The following is a 16919-nucleotide window of genomic DNA, read 5'->3' on the forward strand; positions in this document are numbered from 1 at the left end:
GGCGGACGAGTCTGGGGCGTGATTAACCGCAAGTTGACCAAGCTGCCAAGTTTTTTGACCGTCCGGACGAGGGAAAACCCGTGTTCACATCGATTGTACACGCGAACGTGCGCATTTCCCGGCCGATCGCTCAGCGGAAGTCCGTGCGGGCCGCACGCAGCAGGTCGAAAAGCGCATCGGTGCCGCTGCGGTCAAGCTTGAGGCAGCAGGGGCCGCCGGGCGACATCACCTCGATCTCGCAGCCGGTCAGGCGACCGTCGCCATCGCTGCGCAGGCGACCGCCCAGAATGCGTCGGATCTCGATCGGGGGAAGGGTTGCTGGCACCGGGACACCTTTCGGGCTGAGCGGGAGGTGTCCTGAGCTAAGGCCGCCGCGGTTAATGGGCGGTTAACGCTGCTGTGCAGCATTAGGGCAGTCGCAGGGTTTCCGGCGCGGGCCGGTGGACGGCCCGGCGGAGGTGGTCAATGGACGGGACCCAGGGCCTCTTCCAGGACGTCGCGCAGGGCGTCGAGGGACAGCGGCTTGCGCAGGATCCGGGCGTCGGCGAAATCGGCCGGTCGGCTGGCGGCCTGGCCCAGACCGGAGACAAAGCGCAGGGTCAGGGCGGGCCGGCGCTGGCGCAGCCGCGCGGCCAGGGCAAAGCCGGTGTCGCCGGGGCCCGGGCGGATGTCGATCAGCGCCAGGGCGATGCCGGGTTCGACCGCCAGCGCCGCCAGGGCGGCCTCGGCACCGCTGGCGGTCAGGGCCGGGTAGCCCAGCCTGCAGCAGGCTTTGGCCGTGATGTCGGAAAGCTCGGCGTCGTCGTCGATGATCAGCAGGCTGCAGGCGGTCATTGGCACTCCGGTCCGGATGGCTGGGATCAGCCTAGACGCCGGTGGGGCCGTCCAGCAACCGTCGCGCGGCCTTTCCGAGGCTGCGGGCCCCGCGACGAATTGCCGTAAGGTCATGGCCGGAGAATCCAAGGATCAGAGCTTCCTCTCCCGGCGGGCCGAAGCGACAGTCCGAAAGCAGTCGCAGCACCGGGCCGTCGCTGCGGCGCAGCTTCGCCAGTGCCCTAGGCGAAAGCCCGGGACCGGCGCGCACCACCATGTGCAGCCCCTGGTCGGGAACCTCGGGGACCAGCGCGCCGCCGGAACTTTCGCGCAGCTCGGCGGCCAGCAGGTCGCGGGCGGTGCGGTAGCTGCGCCCGACCCGCCGCAGGTGGCGCGCCAGGTGGCCCTCGCGCATCAGCTCGGCCAGGGCCTCCTGCAGGAAGGGGGCCGAGAACCGGTCGAGGGCGGCGCGCGCGGCCAGCACCGGGCGCAGCGCGCGCGGCGGCAGCACCAGATAGCCGATCCGCAGACCGGGAAAGACCATCTTGGCGAAGGTTCCGATGTAGATCACGTGGTCCGGCGCCAGACCCGCCAGCGCCGAGAGCGGCGGCCCGGCATAGCGGAATTCGCTGTCGTAATCATCCTCAAGGATCCAGGCGCCGGTGCTGCGTGCCCAGTCGATCAGCTGGACACGGCGCGTCATCTCAAGCGTGCGGCCCAGCGGAAACTGGTGCGAGGGGGTGACATAGGCGGCAACCGCCTGCGGGGAGAGCGCGCGCCCCGCCGCCACGTCGATCCCGGCGGCATCGACGGGCACCGGCACGGGGGACATCCCCGCCGCGATCAGCGTATCGCGCGAGGTGGTGTAGCCGGGATCCTCCATCCAGACCGGGGCGCCGTCGGGCAGCAGCGCATCAAGGCAAAGCCGCAGCCCGTGCTGGGTGCCGCTGACCACGACGATGCAGTCGGGATCGCAGGCCAGGCCGCGATGGGCGGCCAGGAAGGCGGCGATTTCCCGGCGCAGGGCGGGCGACCCGCGCGGATCGCCGTAGCTCAGCAGGTCGGGGCCGGCCTGGGCGATGGCCCGGCGGGTGGCGGCGCCGAGGCGCGCCAGAAGATCCGGCGTCGCCTCGGTCTGGCCCAGGGCGAAGGCCTCCTGCCGGCGGTCCCACAGATCGGGCTGCGGCGGTTGCGCGGGGGCCTCGTGCGGCGGCGGGGGCAGGCTGGCGGCCACGAAGGTCCCGGCGCCGGGGCGCGCCTCGGTCAACCCGTCGGCGGCCAGCTGTTCATAGGCCTCGACCACCATGTTGCGCCCGAGGCCCAGCTGGCCCGCCAGCGCCCGCGACGAGGGCAGCGCGCGCCCCGGCGCCAGCCGTCCCGACAGGATCGCCGCGCGCAGCCCCATGTGCAGGCGCCGCGCCTGTCCGTGGATCGCCGGATCAAGGTCGAGCGGGGGAAGGGGTAGCGAAGTGGTTGGCAAATTCGCCTCGGAACTGGACCTGTTTGCAACCAGTTTGCCGCCGTACTGCTGGGTCAGCAAGAGAAAGGATGCCTTCCCATGTCCGAGATGACCCAGACCGCCAGCTATCCCGTCGATGCCACCAACCGCGTCAAGCGCGCCCATGAGCGGGGCGCCTATGACCACGAGACGGTGCACCTGCTGCTTGATTCCGCGATGCTGGCCCATGTGGCCTATGTGATCGACGGCCAGCCCTTCTGCACGCCGACGCTGTTCTGGCGCGAGGGGACGCGGCTCTACTGGCACGGCAGCTCGGCCAGCCGGATGCTGCGCAACCTCTCGAAGGGGGAACCGGCCTGCCTGACGGTGACGCATTTCGACAGCGTGGTGCTGGGGCGCTCTGCGATGCACCATTCCGCCGATTACCGCGCGGTGATGGCCTTTGGTCAGGCCAGGCTGGTCAGCGATCCGCAGGAGAAGGCGCAGGCGCTGACCATGATGGTGGACCGCTTCTTCCCCGAGCGCACGGCGCTGCTGCGCCCGATGACGGTGCAGGAAAGCAAGGCGACCTCGGTCGTGGTGATGGAGATCGAGAAGGCCTCGGCCAAGATCCGCGACAAGGGGATCGCCGATGACGAGGAGGACTACGCCCTGCCGATCCATGCCGAGCGCATCCCGCTGCACACGGTGATCGGCACGCCCGAACCCTGCGTGCGGATGCCTGCCGGTGTTGCGCGCCCGGACACCCTGGCGGAGTGGGCCGACGGGCGGCTGCTGGAAAAGACCCTGCGGCGGGCCTATGCCAGCGCCTATGCGGTACCGGCGTAGGCGCGGCGCCAGTCCTGCACGCCGGCAGAGATGACCGCCAGCACGGCACGGCCGATGGCCTCGCCCAGGGGGGTGTGCAGCCCGGCATGAAGGGCGCTGCCCTCCGGCGCGGCGATGGCGATGCAATCGGTGCCGGTCCCGGTGGCGGGGCCGGTCTCCAGCGGCAGCTGCGCTTCCAGCAGGGCGGTGGTGCGGGCCTGCGTGGCGATCGAGAGCGCCTCGATCAGCGCGGCGGGGGCCAGCGGCAGGGCGCATTTCACGGCCAGGTTGATGGTGCCCCAGCTGCGCGGGATCACCGGACGCCGGGTGCCGATACGTTCGGCATTCGACAGGCCCAGGGTGGCCACGGCGGTGACATGGACACCCTCCACCTGCGCCTCGGCGCGGTGGTGGGCGGAAACGTCGCGCGCGGTCAGGAAACAGACCGCATCGGAGGCGTCGCGGGCGACCAGCTGGCGTTCCAGCCAGTCGGTGGCGTCCAGATGCGGCGGCAGGTCGGCATTGCGGACCTCGCGCCACAGGATGCGGGAGGCGGGAACGAGGCCGGGGCGCCAGGGCGCCCAGCTCAGGACCTGGCAGGAATCCTCAAGGTCGAAATCCAGCCAGGGGCGGTGCAGGGTCAGGGTCATAGCGTTGTCAGGGGTTGGAAAACGGGACCATTGGGCGTGTCGGCCCGGTAGGCGGTGATGCGGAAGGCGCGGGCGACCAGGCCCGGGCTCAGGACCTCTTCGGGCGGGCCGTCGGCCAGCAATTGCCCCTCGGCCAGCAGGATCAGCCGGGTGCAGTGGCGCGCGGCAAGGCCCAGATCGTGCAGCGACAGGATCACGCCGCGCCCCTCGTCGGCGAGCATCCGAAGGGCGGTCATGGTGGCGATCTGGTGCTCGGGATCAAGCCCGGCGATGGGTTCGTCCGCCAGCAGCACCGGGGCCTCCTGCGCCAGGGCGCGGGCCAGCAGCACCCGCGCCTGTTCCCCGCCCGAAAGCCGCGTCGCGCGGCGGTGGCGCAGCCGTTGCAGGCCCATCCGGTCCAGCGCCGCCTCGATGGCGGCATGGTCCTGGGCCGGGCGGGCGCGGTGCGGCAGGCGCCCCAGGGCCACCAGATCCTCGACCCGCACCGGCCAGGCAATGTCGCGTGCCTGGGGCATCCAGGCGGCCTTCAGCGCCCGCGCCCCGGGGGACAGGGCCGCCAGAGAGCTGCTGCCGCCATGGGGCAGCAGCCCCAGGATCGCCCGCATCAGCGTGGTCTTGCCGGCGCCGTTGGGCCCGATCAGCCCGACCAGCTCTCCGGGGGCCAGATCAAGGGAGACCTCTTCGAAGATCACCCGGTCGCGCAGGGTGACGGCCAGGTTGCGGCAGGACAGCAGGCTCATGCGCGTTCCCTCCGGGTGGCCCAGACCAGATGCAGGAAGAAGGGCGCGCCGATCAGCGCGGTCAGCACCCCCAGCTTCAGGTCGCGGTCGGGCAGGATCAGGCGCACCGCCACATCGGCGGCCAGCACCATGACCGCTCCGCCCAGCATCGAGGCCCAGAGCAGCCGCCCGGGCCGTGCCCCCACCAGCGGGCGCAGCAGATGCGGAACCACCAGCCCGACGAAACCGATGGAGCCCGCAACGGCGGTGCCCGCGCCCACCATGCAGGCGGTGCCCAGCACGATGCGCAGCCGCAGCGCCGGCAGGGCGATGCCAAGGGAGGCTGCTGCATCCTCTCCCAGCGTCAGCGCCTCAAGGCCGCGGCCCACGGGCAGGAACAGGATCAGGCCGAGCGCCATGAAGGGCGCGGCCAGCCAGACATGGCTCATGGAGCGGTCGGCGAGCGAACCCATCATCCAGAACACGATCTCGGAGGTGGCGAAGGGATTGGGAGAGAGGTTCAGCACCAGAGAGGTCGCGGCCCCGGTCAGCGCGCTGATGGCGATGCCCGAGAGGATCAGCGTCAGCGATCCGGCGCGCCGTCCGCTCATCCCCAGCAGCACCAGCACGGCAATCAGCGCGCCCCCCAGCGCGGCGAGCGGCAGCGCCAGGGCGAACAGCGCCGCCAGCCCGGTCTGGATCGCCAGCACCGCCCCAAGGGCCGCCGCGCCCGAAATGCCGATGACCCCGGGTTCTGCCAGCGGGTTCCTGAGGTAGCCCTGAAGCGCCGCCCCCGACAGGCCGAGCGATCCGCCGATCATCACCGCCAGCAGGGTGCGGGGCAGGCGGATTGCCCGCAGGATCACCGGCAGCGGGCCGTCGCCGCCCAGCAGCAATGCCTTCAGCCCCTGGAGCGGGGACAGCGCCACCGGCCCGGTCGACAGCGACAGCAGCGCCAGCAGCAGGGTCGCCAGCAGCAGGAGGGGGATCAGCCCGCGCGTCATTCCAGGGCCTTTCGGGTTTCGGCCAGTGCCGCGATGGCCTCCAGCACATGGGGGGTGCCGCAGATCCAGTCATGGTCCAGCACGGTGGTGGTGTGGCTGCGGGCGCGGATGTCCCGCACCACCGGGTGATGCAGGATCTCCTCCGCGCGCGAGGCCCCGGGATAGGGGACGGAGGTGATCAGCACCTCGGGGTCGGCCATCACCAGCTTTTCCAGCGGCAGGAAGGTGCCGCCGCCGGGACCGGCGACATTGTCGAACCCGGCGGCCTCAAGGATCTCTCCGGCCAGCGTGGCATCGCCCGAGGAATAGCCGTTGGCCTGATAGATCGCGGCGCGCGGGCGGCGGCGGACCTCGGCGCGCAGGGCGGCAAGGCGGGTGTCGAAATCGGCGATCAGGGTGTCGGCCTGCGCCGTGCGGCCAAGCGCATCGCCGACCTGGCGCAGCAGCTTGTCGACATCGGACAGCGACCGCGCGGGCTGGACCTGAAGTACCGGCACGCCCAGCCGCTTCAGCAGCGTCACCGTCGCGCGCGCGGTATAGCTGCCGGCGATCACCAGATCGGGGCGCATCTGCCAGATCTCCTCGGCCTGGCCGTGGTTTTGCGGATAGCTGCGGGCCTGCTGCGCCATGGCCGAGCTGCGCGGATCGGCAGCCAGCCTTGAGACCGACACCAGCTGCCCCGGCGCAGCCAGCAGCATCGCCAGCTGGTCGGTGCACAGGTTCATCGAGACGACGCGGCGGGGGGCGGGATCGGCGGCCAGCACGGGCGTCGCCAGCAGGAGCGCAAGCAGCGACAGGCGGACCCGGGACAGGACCGGCCGCCGGGATAGCCTGGCCGTCGCTGCTGAGACCGGCATGACGCTGCATCCTCTCGGTGCCTCTCCCTGTTCCCGCAATAGGATGCATCGCCCGCCTTGTCGATGCATGACGATGCACGAGTGCGTGCGCGCGGGGGGCACCGGGCCGCAAACGGCGCTGCGGCGCCGCTGGTGCCCCGCCACGCCGCGCGGTATCGAGGCCGCAGCGGGCGCGGTGCCTGGAGGGGTCACATGACGGGGGTTCACGGATGAGCACGCAGGACGGTGTCAGCCTGGCGCGCAACAGGGATTTTCTTTTCTTCATCGCCAGCCGGGGCGGCTCCATGGCGGGGTTCCAGGTGCTGGCGGTGGCGGCGGGCTGGCATGTCTACGCGCGCAGCCAGGACGTGCTGAACCTCGGGCTGATCGGGCTGTTCATGTTCCTGCCTTTCCTGCTGCTGTTCCTGGTGGCGGGGCTGGTGGCCGACATGGTGGACCGGCGCTGGATCCTGGGGATCGGCAACCTGGTCCATGCGGTGAACATGCTGGCGCTGGGCGCCTGGTTCCTGTCGGGGCAAAGCGCGCTCTGGCCGGTCTTCGCGCTGCTGGTGGTCAGCGGCAGTGCCCAGGCCTTCCTGCATCCGGCGCAGCAGGCGATCCTGCCCGGCATCGTCAGTCGCGCGGAGTTTCCCCGGGCCGTCGCGGTCTCCTCCTCCGTGACCACGGTGGCGCAGCTGGGCGGGCCGGCGCTGGCGGGGCTGCTGCTGGCGGTGCTGGATGAACATATCTACTGGGTGGCCTCGGGCCTTTACCTGGTGGCGGGGATCGGCGGCGCGCTGATCCGGGCTCGGCTGCACATCCATGGCCGCGAACCCTTCGGCCCGGAACTGCTGTTCGGCGGCTTTCGTCACATCGCCCGCACGCCGGAGGTGCTGGGGGCGATCTCCATCGATCTGGTGGCGGTGCTGTTCGGCGGCGTGATGGGAATCCTTCCGGTCTATGCCCAGGACATCCTGCATGTCGGCCCGCTGGGGCTGGGGGTGATGCGCGCGACACCGGCTCTGGGGGCGCTTCTGGTGGCGCTGTGGCTGACCCGTTTCGGCATGCCGTTCCGTGCCGGCCCGGGGTTCCTGTGGTCGATCGCGGTGTTCGGCCTGTCGATCCTGGTCTTCGCCCTGTCGCATGTCTTCTGGCTGTCGGTGCTGGCGCTGGCGGTCTATGGCGGGTCGGACATGATCAGCATGAACATCCGCCAGACCCTGGTGCAGATGCGCACCCCCGACGCGCTGCGCGGCCGGGTCGCGGCGGTCAACGGCGTCTGCATCAATGCCTCCAACCAGCTGGGCGATTTCCGCGCCGGGCTGATGGCGGCCTTCACCGGCACCCCGGCCACGGTTGCCATCGGCGGTGCGGTGACGCTGGGGGTGGTGGCACTCTGGGCGCGGCTGTTCCCGCAGCTGCGCCAGATGGAGCGGGCCGACATCTAGGCCTTCGGGCCGCTTCGGATTTTAGGCAATCCCCCTGTCCGGGGCCCCGCCCGCATTAAGGGCGGGGAAAGCCTTTTGCGCCAAGGTCCGCGCCCGAGACCATCGCGAACCGAGGATATGTAGATGAGAAAACGCACCGCCGGGCTGCTTCTGGCCACCGTCACCGCACTGCCCCTGCACGCCAATGATTTCGAGGCGTCGATGCGCGACTACCTTGAAAGCGAGGTGCTGCTCTGGGCCTTCGATCCGCAGATCCTGGCGGCGGTGCGGGCGCAGAACAGCGCGCATGAGGGGCTGAGCCAGGATCAGATCCTGACCCTGGATGGCCAGTGGCGGGCAGAGGTCGGCACGCCCAACGAACCGATGGTGGATGCGGTCACCAAGACCCCCCTGGCGGATTTCCTGCGTGACCGGATGGCCGGCTCCGGCGGGATCGTGACCGAGATTTTCGTGATGGACGACAAGGGGCTGAACGTCGCGGCCACCGGCGCCACCTCGGATTACTGGCAGGGGGACGAGGGCAAGTTCACGGAGACCTACGGCAAGGGCGTCGGCGCCGTGCATGTCGGCGAGGTGGAGTTTGACGACAGTGCCCAGACCTACCAGGGCCAGATCTCGGTCAGCGTCGCCGATCCCGCCACGCGGGAGCTTCTGGGCGCGCTCACCGTCGGCCTGAACGCCGAGATGCTGTACTGACACGGCCCCGGCCGGACACGAAGGCTCCGCGCGATGCCCGCGCGGAGGGCAGGAAGGTCACATGAGGGGTGAGAAGATGGCCAGCAGCGCAGAGGCAAAGCAGAGCCCGGGTCCGGCGCCGGACAGCGGCAGCGGGACGTTGAAGGTGCCGTTCCTGCGATCGGCCTTCTTCCGGGCGACCCTGATCGTGGCCGCCTGCGTGCTGATGGTTGTCGCCACCACCGAGGTGATCGCGCTGAACAGCGTGAAACGCTCGGTCCGGGACTGGACGGATGTGCGGGCCGGGGAGGCGATGCGCGGCCTGTCGGCACAGTTTGCCGGGGCGCTGCGCTTCGGCACGGCCGGTCCCTTGCAGGAGGGCCTGGAAAGCTTCGCCGAGGCCGTGCCGGACGATCTGCGCGGCGTGCTGGCGCTGCGGGCCGATGGCAGCGAACTGGCCCGGGTGGGCCGGCCCGGCTTTGCCGCCGACCCGGCGCGGGCCCTGGCGCAGGAGGCGCTGACCTCCGGGCGGCCGGTGCGCGATCCCCTGACGCTTCTGTGGGCGGCGCCGGCACTTTTCGGGCCCGACAGGACGGTCGTCGGGGCGCTGGTCAGCCAGTGGACGCTGGATCACCGCACCGCCGAGGCCATTCGCGGACGCGGCAATGCCCCGCTGGTGGCCCTGGGCGTGTTCCTGGCCGCGCTCTGCCTGGCGGCGGGACTGTTCTATCAGGTCTTCTCGAAACCGCTGCGCCGGGTCGCCCGGGAAATGAGCGCGGTGGCCGAGGGCGAGTACGATGTCGCCATCCATGGCGCCGCCCGCCGGGACGAGATCGGCGGGATCGCGCGGCGGCTGGCCGAATTCCGCGACGGGCTGAAGGCCGCCCGCGGCACCGAGCGCGAGAACGCCTTTCGCAGTGCCGCCATCGACAGTTCCGGCGCCGCACAGCTGCTTCTGGATGGCGCGTTGAAGATCGTCTTCGCCAACCCTGCCTGCCTGGAACTGCTGTCGAATTTCAGTCAGGCCATCGGAGACACCTGGTCCGGCTTCCGTCCCGAGGCGGTGACGGGCCATGCGGCGCAGGATCTGCCCGGGCTGGGGGCGGTGCTGGCCGATATCGGCTCGGGCGCGCTGGCCCTGCCGCACCAGGCCGAGCTGAAATGGGGCGGCGCCCGGATTGCCGCCCGCATCGACCGGGTGACGAATGCCGAAGGCACGACCATTGGGTATGTCTCTGAACTGAAGGATGTGTCGCTGGAACGGCTGAACGCGGCGGTGCTGGCCGCCATCGAGGCCCACCAGGTGCGGTTGGATTTCGATGCCGATCAGCGGCTTCTGTCCAGCAACGCGGGGTTCCGCGGGGCCGTCGGCGCCGAGGACAAGACGCTGGCGCGGCGCCCCCTGGCCGAGGTGATCCGCGCCCTGGAAGCCTCCGAGGGCGAGCGGCAGGAGCAGATGCGCCGGCTGGCCGCCGGCAAGGCGGTGACCGGCACCTTCGTCCATCCCGGTGCCCGGGAGGCGATCTTCGAAGGCAGCATCAGCCCGATCCTGGGCCGCGACGGCAAGATGCAGCGGCTGGTTTTCATCGGCTCCGATGTCACCGCCAGCCACCAGGCCATGCGCGCCGCCGAGGACAGCCGCCGCGAGGTCGAGCAGCAGCAGCAGCAGGTGGTCGACACGCTGAAGGTCGGCCTGCAGAACCTTGCCGAGGGCGACCTGACGTCGATGATCGCGCAGCCCTTCCGGGCGGAATACGAACAGCTGCGCAGCAATTTCAACCAGGCGGTCGAGGCGTTGCACGATGCCATGTCGGCGGTGGTGCAGAATGCGGAATCAATCCGCGGCGAGACCGGAGAGATCAGCAATGCCGCCGACGACCTGGCCCGGCGGACCGAGAAACAGGCGGCCACGCTTGAGGAAACCGCCGCCGCGCTGGATCAGCTGACGGCCTCGGTCAAATCCGCGGCCAGCGGCGCCGATGAGGCCAGCCAGATCGCCACCAATGCCCAGGCCAAGGCCGAACAGGGGGGCGCCGTGGCCCGCCAGGCGGTGGCGGCGATGGATGCGATCAAGGCCTCCTCGCGGGAGATTTCGAAGATTACCGGCGTGATCGACGACATCGCCTTCCAGACCAACCTGCTGGCGCTGAACGCCGGGGTCGAGGCCGCGCGCGCGGGTGAGGCCGGGCGCGGTTTCGCCGTGGTGGCAACCGAGGTGCGGGCGCTGGCGCAGCGCTCCTCCGAGGCCGCGCGCGAGATCAACCAGCTGATCTCGGCCAGCGGTGGCCATGTGAAATCCGGAGTGGAACTGGTCGACCGCACCGGAGCGGCCCTGGCCGAGATCGTGACGGCGGTGGTCGACATTTCCGCCCGGGTGACTTCGATCGCCACCTCTGCGCGGGAGCAGTCCACCGGCCTCAACGAGGTCAACAGCGCGATGAACGACCTGGATCAGGTGACCCAGCAGAATGCCGCCATGTTCGAGGAAACCACCGCTGCCAGCCACGCCCTGACCAGCGAGGCCAATGCCCTGGTCGAGGCGGCGGGCAAGTTCCGCATCAAGGGCGAGCGCGGGCCCCGCAGGTCCGCCCGCCGCGACACCCCTTCAGCCAGGTCCCCCCGCCGCAAGGCCGTCGTCGGCGCTGTGCCGCCGGAGGAGACGCCGCCCAGCTGGGAAGAGTTCTGATGACCGCCGCCCCCGGGGCAAGGGGGGCAAGAGAAAGGGCCGCGCGATCACCGCGCGGCCCTGAAGCCTTCCGTTGTCCCTGGCGGGGCCGGTTCAGTCGCGCTTGCCGCTGAACCGCGCCTGCCAGTCCTCGCGCTCTTCGTCCAGGACCTTGCGGAACAGGTTCTCGGGCACGCTGAAGGCGGCGCCGGGGGCCAGCGCTTCCAGCGCTGCCGCCAGATCCTCGGGCCAGTCCAGCGTCTCAAGCTTCATGGCTTCCTTCAGCACCGCAGAAGTGTCGGGGATGAAGGGCGCCGAAAGCACGGCGTAAAGCCGGATCAGGTTCAGCGACAGGCGCACGATGGCGGCGGCGCGCTCGGGGTCTTCCTTGTAGGCGGCCCAGGGCGCGGCGGTCTGCAGGTATTCGTTGCCGGCGGCCCAGATGGCGCGCAGCTCACCGGCGGCCTTGCGGACCTCGATGGCATCCATCGCCGCCTGGTAGCGGGTCAGACGTGCGCTCAGGTCGGCGATCAGCGCCGCTTCCTGTTCGCCGTAAGCGCCGCCCTCGGGCACCACCTCGCCGAACTTGGAACGGCAGAACTTGGTCACCCGGCTGACGAAGTTGCCCAGCACGTCGGCCAGGTCCTTGTTGACCGAGGCCTGGAAGTTTTCCCAGGTGAATTCGCTGTCCGAGCTTTCGGGCGCATGGCTCAGCAGCCACCAGCGCCAGTAATCCGACGGCAGCACCGCCAGCGCCTGGTCCATGAACACCCCGCGCCCGCGCGAGGTCGAGAACTGGCCGCCCTCGTAATTCAGATAGTTGAAGGACTTGATGTAGTCGACCAGCTTCCAGGGCTCGCCGCTCCCGAGGATCGTCGCCGGGAATCCGAGGGTGTGGAAGGGCACGTTGTCCTTGCCCATGAACTGGGTATAGGTCACGTCCGAGGCGCCCTTGTCGGTCAGCCACCAGCGTTCCCAGTCGCTGCCCTTGCCGGCCTCGACCCATTCCTGCGCGCAGGCGATGTATTCGATCGGCGCGTCGAACCAGACGTAGAAGACCTTGCCCTCCATGCCCGGCCAGTCCTCGGTGCCCTTTTTCACCGGCACACCCCAGTCGAGGTCACGGGTGATGCCGCGGTCCTGCAGCCCGTCGCCGTCATTCAGCCATTTCTTGGCGATCGAGGTGGTCAGCACCGGCCAGTCGGTCTTGCTGTCGATCCAGGCCTCCAGCTCGTCCTTCATGGCCGATTGGCGCAGGTAGAGGTGCTTGGTCTCGCGCATCTCCAGGTCGGTCGCGCCCGAGATCGTCGAATGCGGGTTGATCAGGTCGACCGGGTCCAGCTGCTTGGTGCAGTTGTCGCACTGGTCGCCGCGGGCGCTCTCGAAGCCGCAGTTCGGGCAGGTGCCCTCGATGTAGCGGTCCGGCAGGTAGCGCCCGTCGGTGGGCGAATACATCTGCTTTTCAGAGACTTCCCGGATCAGCCCGCGTTCGGCCAGGACGCCGGCGAAATGCTGGGTCAGCACGCGGTTCTGCGGGCTGGAGGAACGGCCGAAGTGATCAAAGCTCAGCCGGAAGCCGCGGGCGATCTCGGCCTGGACCTCGTGCATCTCGGCGCAGTACTCGGCCACCGGCTTGCCGGCCTTGGCGGCGGCCAGCTCGGCGGGGGTGCCGTGCTCGTCGGTGGCGCAGAGGAACAGCACCTCGTTGCCGCGTCCCCGCTGGTAGCGGGCGAAAAGGTCGGCCGGCAGCTGCGACCCGACAAGATTGCCCAGGTGCTTGATCCCGTTGATGTAAGGGATGGCCGAGGTGATGAGATGCCGCGCCATGGACGCCTCCTGCAAGCTGTTACGTTTCGCGCTCTACCGCTTTTGCTGCCTCTTATCCCGCCAGGCGCCGAAGCAAAAGGGCCGCCTTGCACCGGGCCGCCCTTTCATCTTTCCGAAAATATGTCGGGGGAGGCCGCAGGCCGGGGGCAGAGCCCCCCGCGACGCCGCCCCGTTACCTGTCGTTACCGCGCTCGCGCTGGCCGCGCAGCAGCCGCCCGATGATGAAGGTGGTTCGCGGTGCATAGGTGAAGCGGGTGCGGGCCTCGCGCGCGGGGGTGGGGCGCACCCGCATCCGGCCCAGCCCGTAGAGCAGCAGCGCGACGTGGCCCGCGCCCACCATCAGGTAGATGGAGCGCGGTCCGAACCAGCCGATCAGCTGCGCGGACAGCCAGGGCGCCACCATCGCGCCGACCGCGTAGTAGAACAGCAGGGCCGCCGAAAGCTCCGTGCGTTCATGGCTTTCGGCAAAATCGTGGGCATGGGCCGAGGCGATGGAATAGACCGGGTAGGTGGCGACGCCGAAGAAGAAGACATTGATCAGCACCATGGGGATCGAGGCCGGTGCCAGCGCCGAGGCGGCGCAGCTGGCAAGCGTTGCCAGCGACACCCCCACCAGCACTTTTCGGCGGTCGAAGCGGTCCGCCAGCCAGCCCGCCGGCACCTGCGCCACCGCGCCCCCCAGCAGGAACAGCGCCAGGAAATACGAGATCTGGTGGGTATCCAGCCCCATCTCCTGACCGTAAACCGGGCCCATCATCCGGAAGGTGGCCGCCGAGAGCGCCGAGACGATGACCGCCACCACCGCCAGCGGAGAGCGTTTCAGCGCCAGCCCCGGTTGCAGGCGGGGCGTGGCGCCCAGGGCCGGGGCCGGGGCCCGGGTCAGCACCAGCGGCAGCAGCGCCGCACAGCACAGGATCGCGATGATGTTGTAGGCCACGTAGCTGGCCGGGCTCAGCACGCCGATCAGCAGCTGCGCCACCAGAGAGCCCCCCATGTCGCCCAGCCGGTAGACGCCGGTCACCTTGCCGCGCTCGGCATTCGACAGCTTGGCCATCAGCCAGCCCTCGATCACCGTGTAGCAGCCGGCGATGCAGATCCCCGAGGCGACCCGCATCAGCGCCCAGGCCAGCGGATCGACCACCAGCATGTGCAGGAGCGCGGCAATCGCCCCAAGCGCGGTCAGCGCGGCGAAGGCGCGGGCATGGCCGACCCGGCCCATCAGCCGCGGCGTGCCCCAGCAGCCGATGAAGAAGCCCAGGAAATGCGCCGATCCCAGCAGGCCGATCTCTCCGCGGGTAAAGCCCAGCTTCAGTCCCGAGAGCGCGTCCAGCGGAGAGACCGCGCCCGAGGAAAGTTGCAGCAGGATCACCGAAAGGATGAGGGCGGAGAAGGAGATGACGGTACGCATAGGGTCCTGTCCGACGCATGTTCCGGCCCCGCATGCCTGTTTTCGACATGGGGTGACGTTTCCGACGCTTTCCGGGCGGCGGCGCAGCATTTTTTCCCGGAACGTGGGGTCAGTCGCGTTTCGGACGGGGGATCCAGTCGACCGTCATGTCGGGGGGCGGCCCGGGGGGCAGCGGCGGGCCCAGGCTGAAGCCGCCGGTGGCATCGCGCAGGGCCAGGTCGTGGCTGAAATGGTGGTGCAGCGCCCAGGCGCGCGGCGGGGCCATGCGGGCCCGGCGCCGCTCCAGCCGCCACAGCCGGTGTTCCAGCGCCATCAGCCGGCGCTCGGCCCTCAGGTGGTCGGGGGTGACGTGCCAGCGGCTCTCGACCCCCTGGGCGCCGCCATCGCCAGGGGTCAGGATCAGCCCCAGGGGCGCACAGATGCCGTTGTCCCGGCCCTGTTCGGCGGCCAGGTGCAGGCGGCGCACCTGGGTCAGGGTCGGCAGACGGTCCAGCTCGGCCACGGCGAGGGGAACAAGACCGGAACGCAGCACTTCTTCCAGCACCCAGAGCAGGTCCTCGCCCCGCCGGGGAGAGGCAAAGATCACCCGCCCGGGATCCAGGAAGGCGGCCATGCCGGGGGCATGCAGCGGCGCCCGGTTCCAGGCCGGAGAGATCCAGTAGATCGGCGCTTCGGCATCATCGCGGGCGCGGGCCTCCGCGAGGGCGCGGGCGCCGATAAAATGGGCAAAGGCATGGCGCCCGGCGCCGCAGGCTTCGTGCAGCCGGGCCAGGCGCAGCCCGGCCTCGGCCCCCAGCGCCAGTTCGGGCGCGCCTTGCCAGGAACCGCGTTGCAGGAGGGATCGATCGAGACTCATGCGCCCAAGAATAGAATGTTCGCAAAATGTTCTCAAGCCTGCAGGTGCGGCACCGCACAGCCCCGTCGCGGCAACGGGGGGAATTCTGCCTTGCATCGCGCAGGGAAATCGTAACGTTCCCCGCCTAACGATGTTTCCTGGGACGAGGGGAAGGTAAGAATGCGCAAACATCAGCTTGGTCGCAGCGGGATCGAAGTGACGGATTACTGCCTGGGGTCGATGACCTGGGGCAACCAGACCCGGAGCGAGGCCGCCCATGACCAGATCGACGCGGCTCTGGATGCGGGGATCAACCTGCTCGACACCGCAGAGATGTATCCGGTCAACCCCGTGCGGGCCGAGACCATCGGACGGACCGAACGCATCATCGGCCTGTGGCTGGAAAAGACGCCGCATCGCCGCCACGAGCTGGTGATTGCCAGCAAGGCCAGTGGCGAGGGGCTGGAACATGTGCGCGAAGGCGCGCCGATCACGCCCGAGACGCTGGAAGAGTCGATCACCGGCTCCCTGCGGCGGATGAAGACCGATTATATCGACGTCTACCAGTTCCACTGGCCGAACCGCGGCTCCTACCATTTCCGCAAGAACTGGAGCTACCACCCCGCCAAGACCGACACGGCGGCCGTGCTCGACAATATGCGCGCCTGCCTGGAGAAGCTGAAGCAGGAGAAGAAGAAGGGACGGATCCGCGCCTTCGGCCTCTCCAATGAAAGCGCCTGGGGGATGGCCCAGTGGATTCGCCTCTCCGAAGAGCTGGATGCACCGCGCCCCGTTTCGATCCAGAACGAATATTCGCTGCTGGCCCGTCAGTTCGACACCGACCTGGCCGAGCTCTGCGTTTACGAGGATGTCGGGCTGCTGGCCTATTCGCCGCTGGCCACCGGTCTGCTGACGGGCAAGTATCAGGGACGCGCCGTGCCCAAGGACTCGCGCATGGCGATCAACGGCGATCTTGGCGGACGCAAGACCGATCGCGTCTTCCCCGCTGTGGACGATTACCTCGATGTCGCGCTCAAGCATGACCTCGATCCGGTACACATGGCGCTGTCCTTCGTCGCCAGCCGCAACTTCAACGGTTCGGTGATCTTCGGCGCCACCAACATGACGCAGCTCAAGCGCATCATCGAAGGTCTGGATGTCACGCTGTCCGAAGAGGTGCTGAAGGATCTCGACGCGGTGCACCGCAAGCACCCGATGCCGTTCTGAACCGGGCCCGCGCTGGGGGAGCGGCTGACACCGGCCTTCCCCCGGCGCTTCCGACATGAGGGGGCCATGACACATGCCTGGATCCCCGTCACCCTTGCGGCCGTTCTGTTCCGGAACGGCCGTTTCATGTTGCAAAAGCAGCTTGCCGCCACCGGGCTCAGCGCCACGGGGGCGACCTTTGCCCGGTTTCTCTGGGCCGCGCCGCTGGTCTGGATTGCGCCGGGGTTAAGCGGTATTGCCTGGCCGCATCTGCCGCCCGCCTTCTGGCCCGTGGCGCTGATCGGCGGCATCACCCAGATCCTGGCCACGATCTGCGTCGTCGCCCTGTTCAAGAGCCGCAATTTCGCCGTCGGCATCCCCCTGAAGAAGACCGAAGTGCTGCTGACCGCGCTGATCGGGCTGATCCTGCTGGGCGATGCCATGAGCCTGCCGGCGCTGGGGGCGATCTGCCTGGGCCCTCTGGGGAACTGGTGCTGAGCGACAGGCCGGCGGGGCGGCTCTGCGCCGCCTTGCCAACCGGGCCGCGGCGCTGGGGGTGGCCCCGGG

The 16919-nt window shown here is 69.5% G+C and carries 16 protein-coding genes; 6 read left to right on the forward strand and 10 right to left on the reverse strand.

Features of this window, described 5'->3' with window-relative positions; genetic code table 11:
- Positions 1–130: 130 nt before the first annotated feature.
- From KM176_RS06115 to pdxR, 3 genes are all read right to left on the reverse strand, one after another.
- Positions 131–325 (reverse strand): hypothetical protein, encoded by a 195-nt coding sequence (locus KM176_RS06115; RefSeq protein ID WP_160890802.1) that lies wholly within the window; start codon positions 323–325, stop codon positions 131–133.
- Positions 326–462: 137 nt separating this feature from the next.
- Positions 463–834, reverse strand: coding sequence for a DNA-binding transcriptional response regulator (locus tag KM176_RS06120; protein WP_160890801.1), 372 nt, complete (start codon positions 832–834; stop codon positions 463–465).
- A gap of 31 nt (positions 835–865) precedes the next feature.
- A complete protein-coding gene (gene pdxR, locus KM176_RS06125; protein WP_202397660.1) occupies positions 866–2293 on the reverse strand; it encodes a MocR-like pyridoxine biosynthesis transcription factor PdxR in 1428 nt (475 codons plus the stop codon).
- Between the two features lie 78 nt (positions 2294–2371).
- On the opposite strand from pdxR, the gene KM176_RS06130 reads away from it, so the two are divergent.
- Positions 2372–3100 (forward strand): pyridoxamine 5'-phosphate oxidase family protein, encoded by a 729-nt coding sequence (locus tag KM176_RS06130; protein WP_236045182.1) that lies wholly within the window; start codon positions 2372–2374, stop codon positions 3098–3100.
- Here the strand turns inward: KM176_RS06130 and KM176_RS06135 are convergent.
- The 4 genes from KM176_RS06135 to KM176_RS06150 are packed head-to-tail and all read right to left on the reverse strand — an operon-like array spanning position 3082 to position 6309.
- Positions 3082–3729: an adenosylcobinamide amidohydrolase gene (locus KM176_RS06135; RefSeq protein ID WP_160890800.1), complete on the reverse strand. Its 648-nt coding sequence runs from the start codon at positions 3727–3729 to the stop codon at positions 3082–3084. The genes KM176_RS06130 and KM176_RS06135 overlap by 19 nt on opposite strands.
- The gene (locus tag KM176_RS06140; RefSeq protein WP_160890799.1) at positions 3726–4469 is read right to left on the reverse strand and encodes an ABC transporter ATP-binding protein; all 744 of its coding nucleotides are present in this window, start codon (positions 4467–4469) and stop codon (positions 3726–3728) included. Before KM176_RS06140 ends, KM176_RS06135 begins: the two co-directional genes overlap by 4 nt.
- Entirely contained in the window at positions 4466–5452 is a 987-nt protein-coding gene (locus KM176_RS06145) for a FecCD family ABC transporter permease (protein WP_160890798.1), read from the reverse strand. The genes KM176_RS06140 and KM176_RS06145 overlap by 4 nt, the downstream gene beginning before the upstream one ends.
- Positions 5449–6309, reverse strand: a complete 861-nt coding sequence (locus tag KM176_RS06150; protein WP_160890797.1) for an ABC transporter substrate-binding protein — start codon at positions 6307–6309, stop codon at positions 5449–5451. Before KM176_RS06150 ends, KM176_RS06145 begins: the two co-directional genes overlap by 4 nt.
- A gap of 209 nt (positions 6310–6518) precedes the next feature.
- Here KM176_RS06150 and KM176_RS06155 point away from each other — a divergent pair, with 209 nt between their 5' ends.
- The 3 genes from KM176_RS06155 to KM176_RS06165 all read left to right on the forward strand — a co-directional run bounded on the left by KM176_RS06155 (position 6519) and on the right by KM176_RS06165 (position 11097).
- Positions 6519–7736: an MFS transporter gene (locus KM176_RS06155; protein ID WP_160890796.1), complete on the forward strand. Its 1218-nt coding sequence runs from the start codon at positions 6519–6521 to the stop codon at positions 7734–7736.
- Between the two features lie 123 nt (positions 7737–7859).
- Positions 7860–8432 (forward strand): hypothetical protein, encoded by a 573-nt coding sequence (locus KM176_RS06160; protein WP_160890795.1) that lies wholly within the window; start codon positions 7860–7862, stop codon positions 8430–8432.
- 61 nt (positions 8433–8493) lie between these two features.
- Positions 8494–11097 (forward strand): methyl-accepting chemotaxis protein, encoded by a 2604-nt coding sequence (locus KM176_RS06165; RefSeq protein ID WP_160890794.1) that lies wholly within the window; start codon positions 8494–8496, stop codon positions 11095–11097.
- 93 nt (positions 11098–11190) lie between these two features.
- Here the strand turns inward: KM176_RS06165 and metG are convergent, their stop codons facing one another.
- The 3 genes from metG to KM176_RS06180 form a co-directional block, all read right to left on the reverse strand.
- Positions 11191–12903, reverse strand: a complete 1713-nt coding sequence (gene metG, locus KM176_RS06170) for a methionine--tRNA ligase (RefSeq protein ID WP_160890793.1) — start codon at positions 12901–12903, stop codon at positions 11191–11193.
- A 172-nt stretch (positions 12904–13075) separates the two neighbouring features.
- Positions 13076–14311 carry an MFS transporter gene (locus KM176_RS06175; protein WP_160890792.1) on the reverse strand — a complete coding sequence of 412 codons (1236 nt, stop codon included), beginning with the start codon at positions 14309–14311 and terminating at the stop codon, positions 13076–13078.
- A 109-nt stretch (positions 14312–14420) separates the two neighbouring features.
- The gene (locus KM176_RS06180; protein WP_160890791.1) at positions 14421–15167 is read right to left on the reverse strand and encodes an ImuA family protein; all 747 of its coding nucleotides are present in this window, start codon (positions 15165–15167) and stop codon (positions 14421–14423) included.
- Between the two features lie 159 nt (positions 15168–15326).
- On the opposite strand from KM176_RS06180, the gene KM176_RS06185 reads away from it, so the two are divergent.
- On the forward strand, positions 15327–16373 hold the full coding sequence (locus KM176_RS06185; protein WP_160890790.1) for an aldo/keto reductase: 1047 nt from the start codon (positions 15327–15329) through the stop codon (positions 16371–16373).
- A 66-nt stretch (positions 16374–16439) separates the two neighbouring features.
- Positions 16440–16850, forward strand: coding sequence for a hypothetical protein (locus KM176_RS25265; RefSeq protein WP_311136117.1), 411 nt, complete (start codon positions 16440–16442; stop codon positions 16848–16850).
- The last annotated feature ends 69 nt before the right edge of the window (positions 16851–16919 follow it).

The sequence above is a fragment of the Pseudooceanicola endophyticus genome, from assembly GCF_018760365.1.
Lineage (GTDB): Bacteria > Pseudomonadota > Alphaproteobacteria > Rhodobacterales > Rhodobacteraceae > Pseudooceanicola > Pseudooceanicola endophyticus.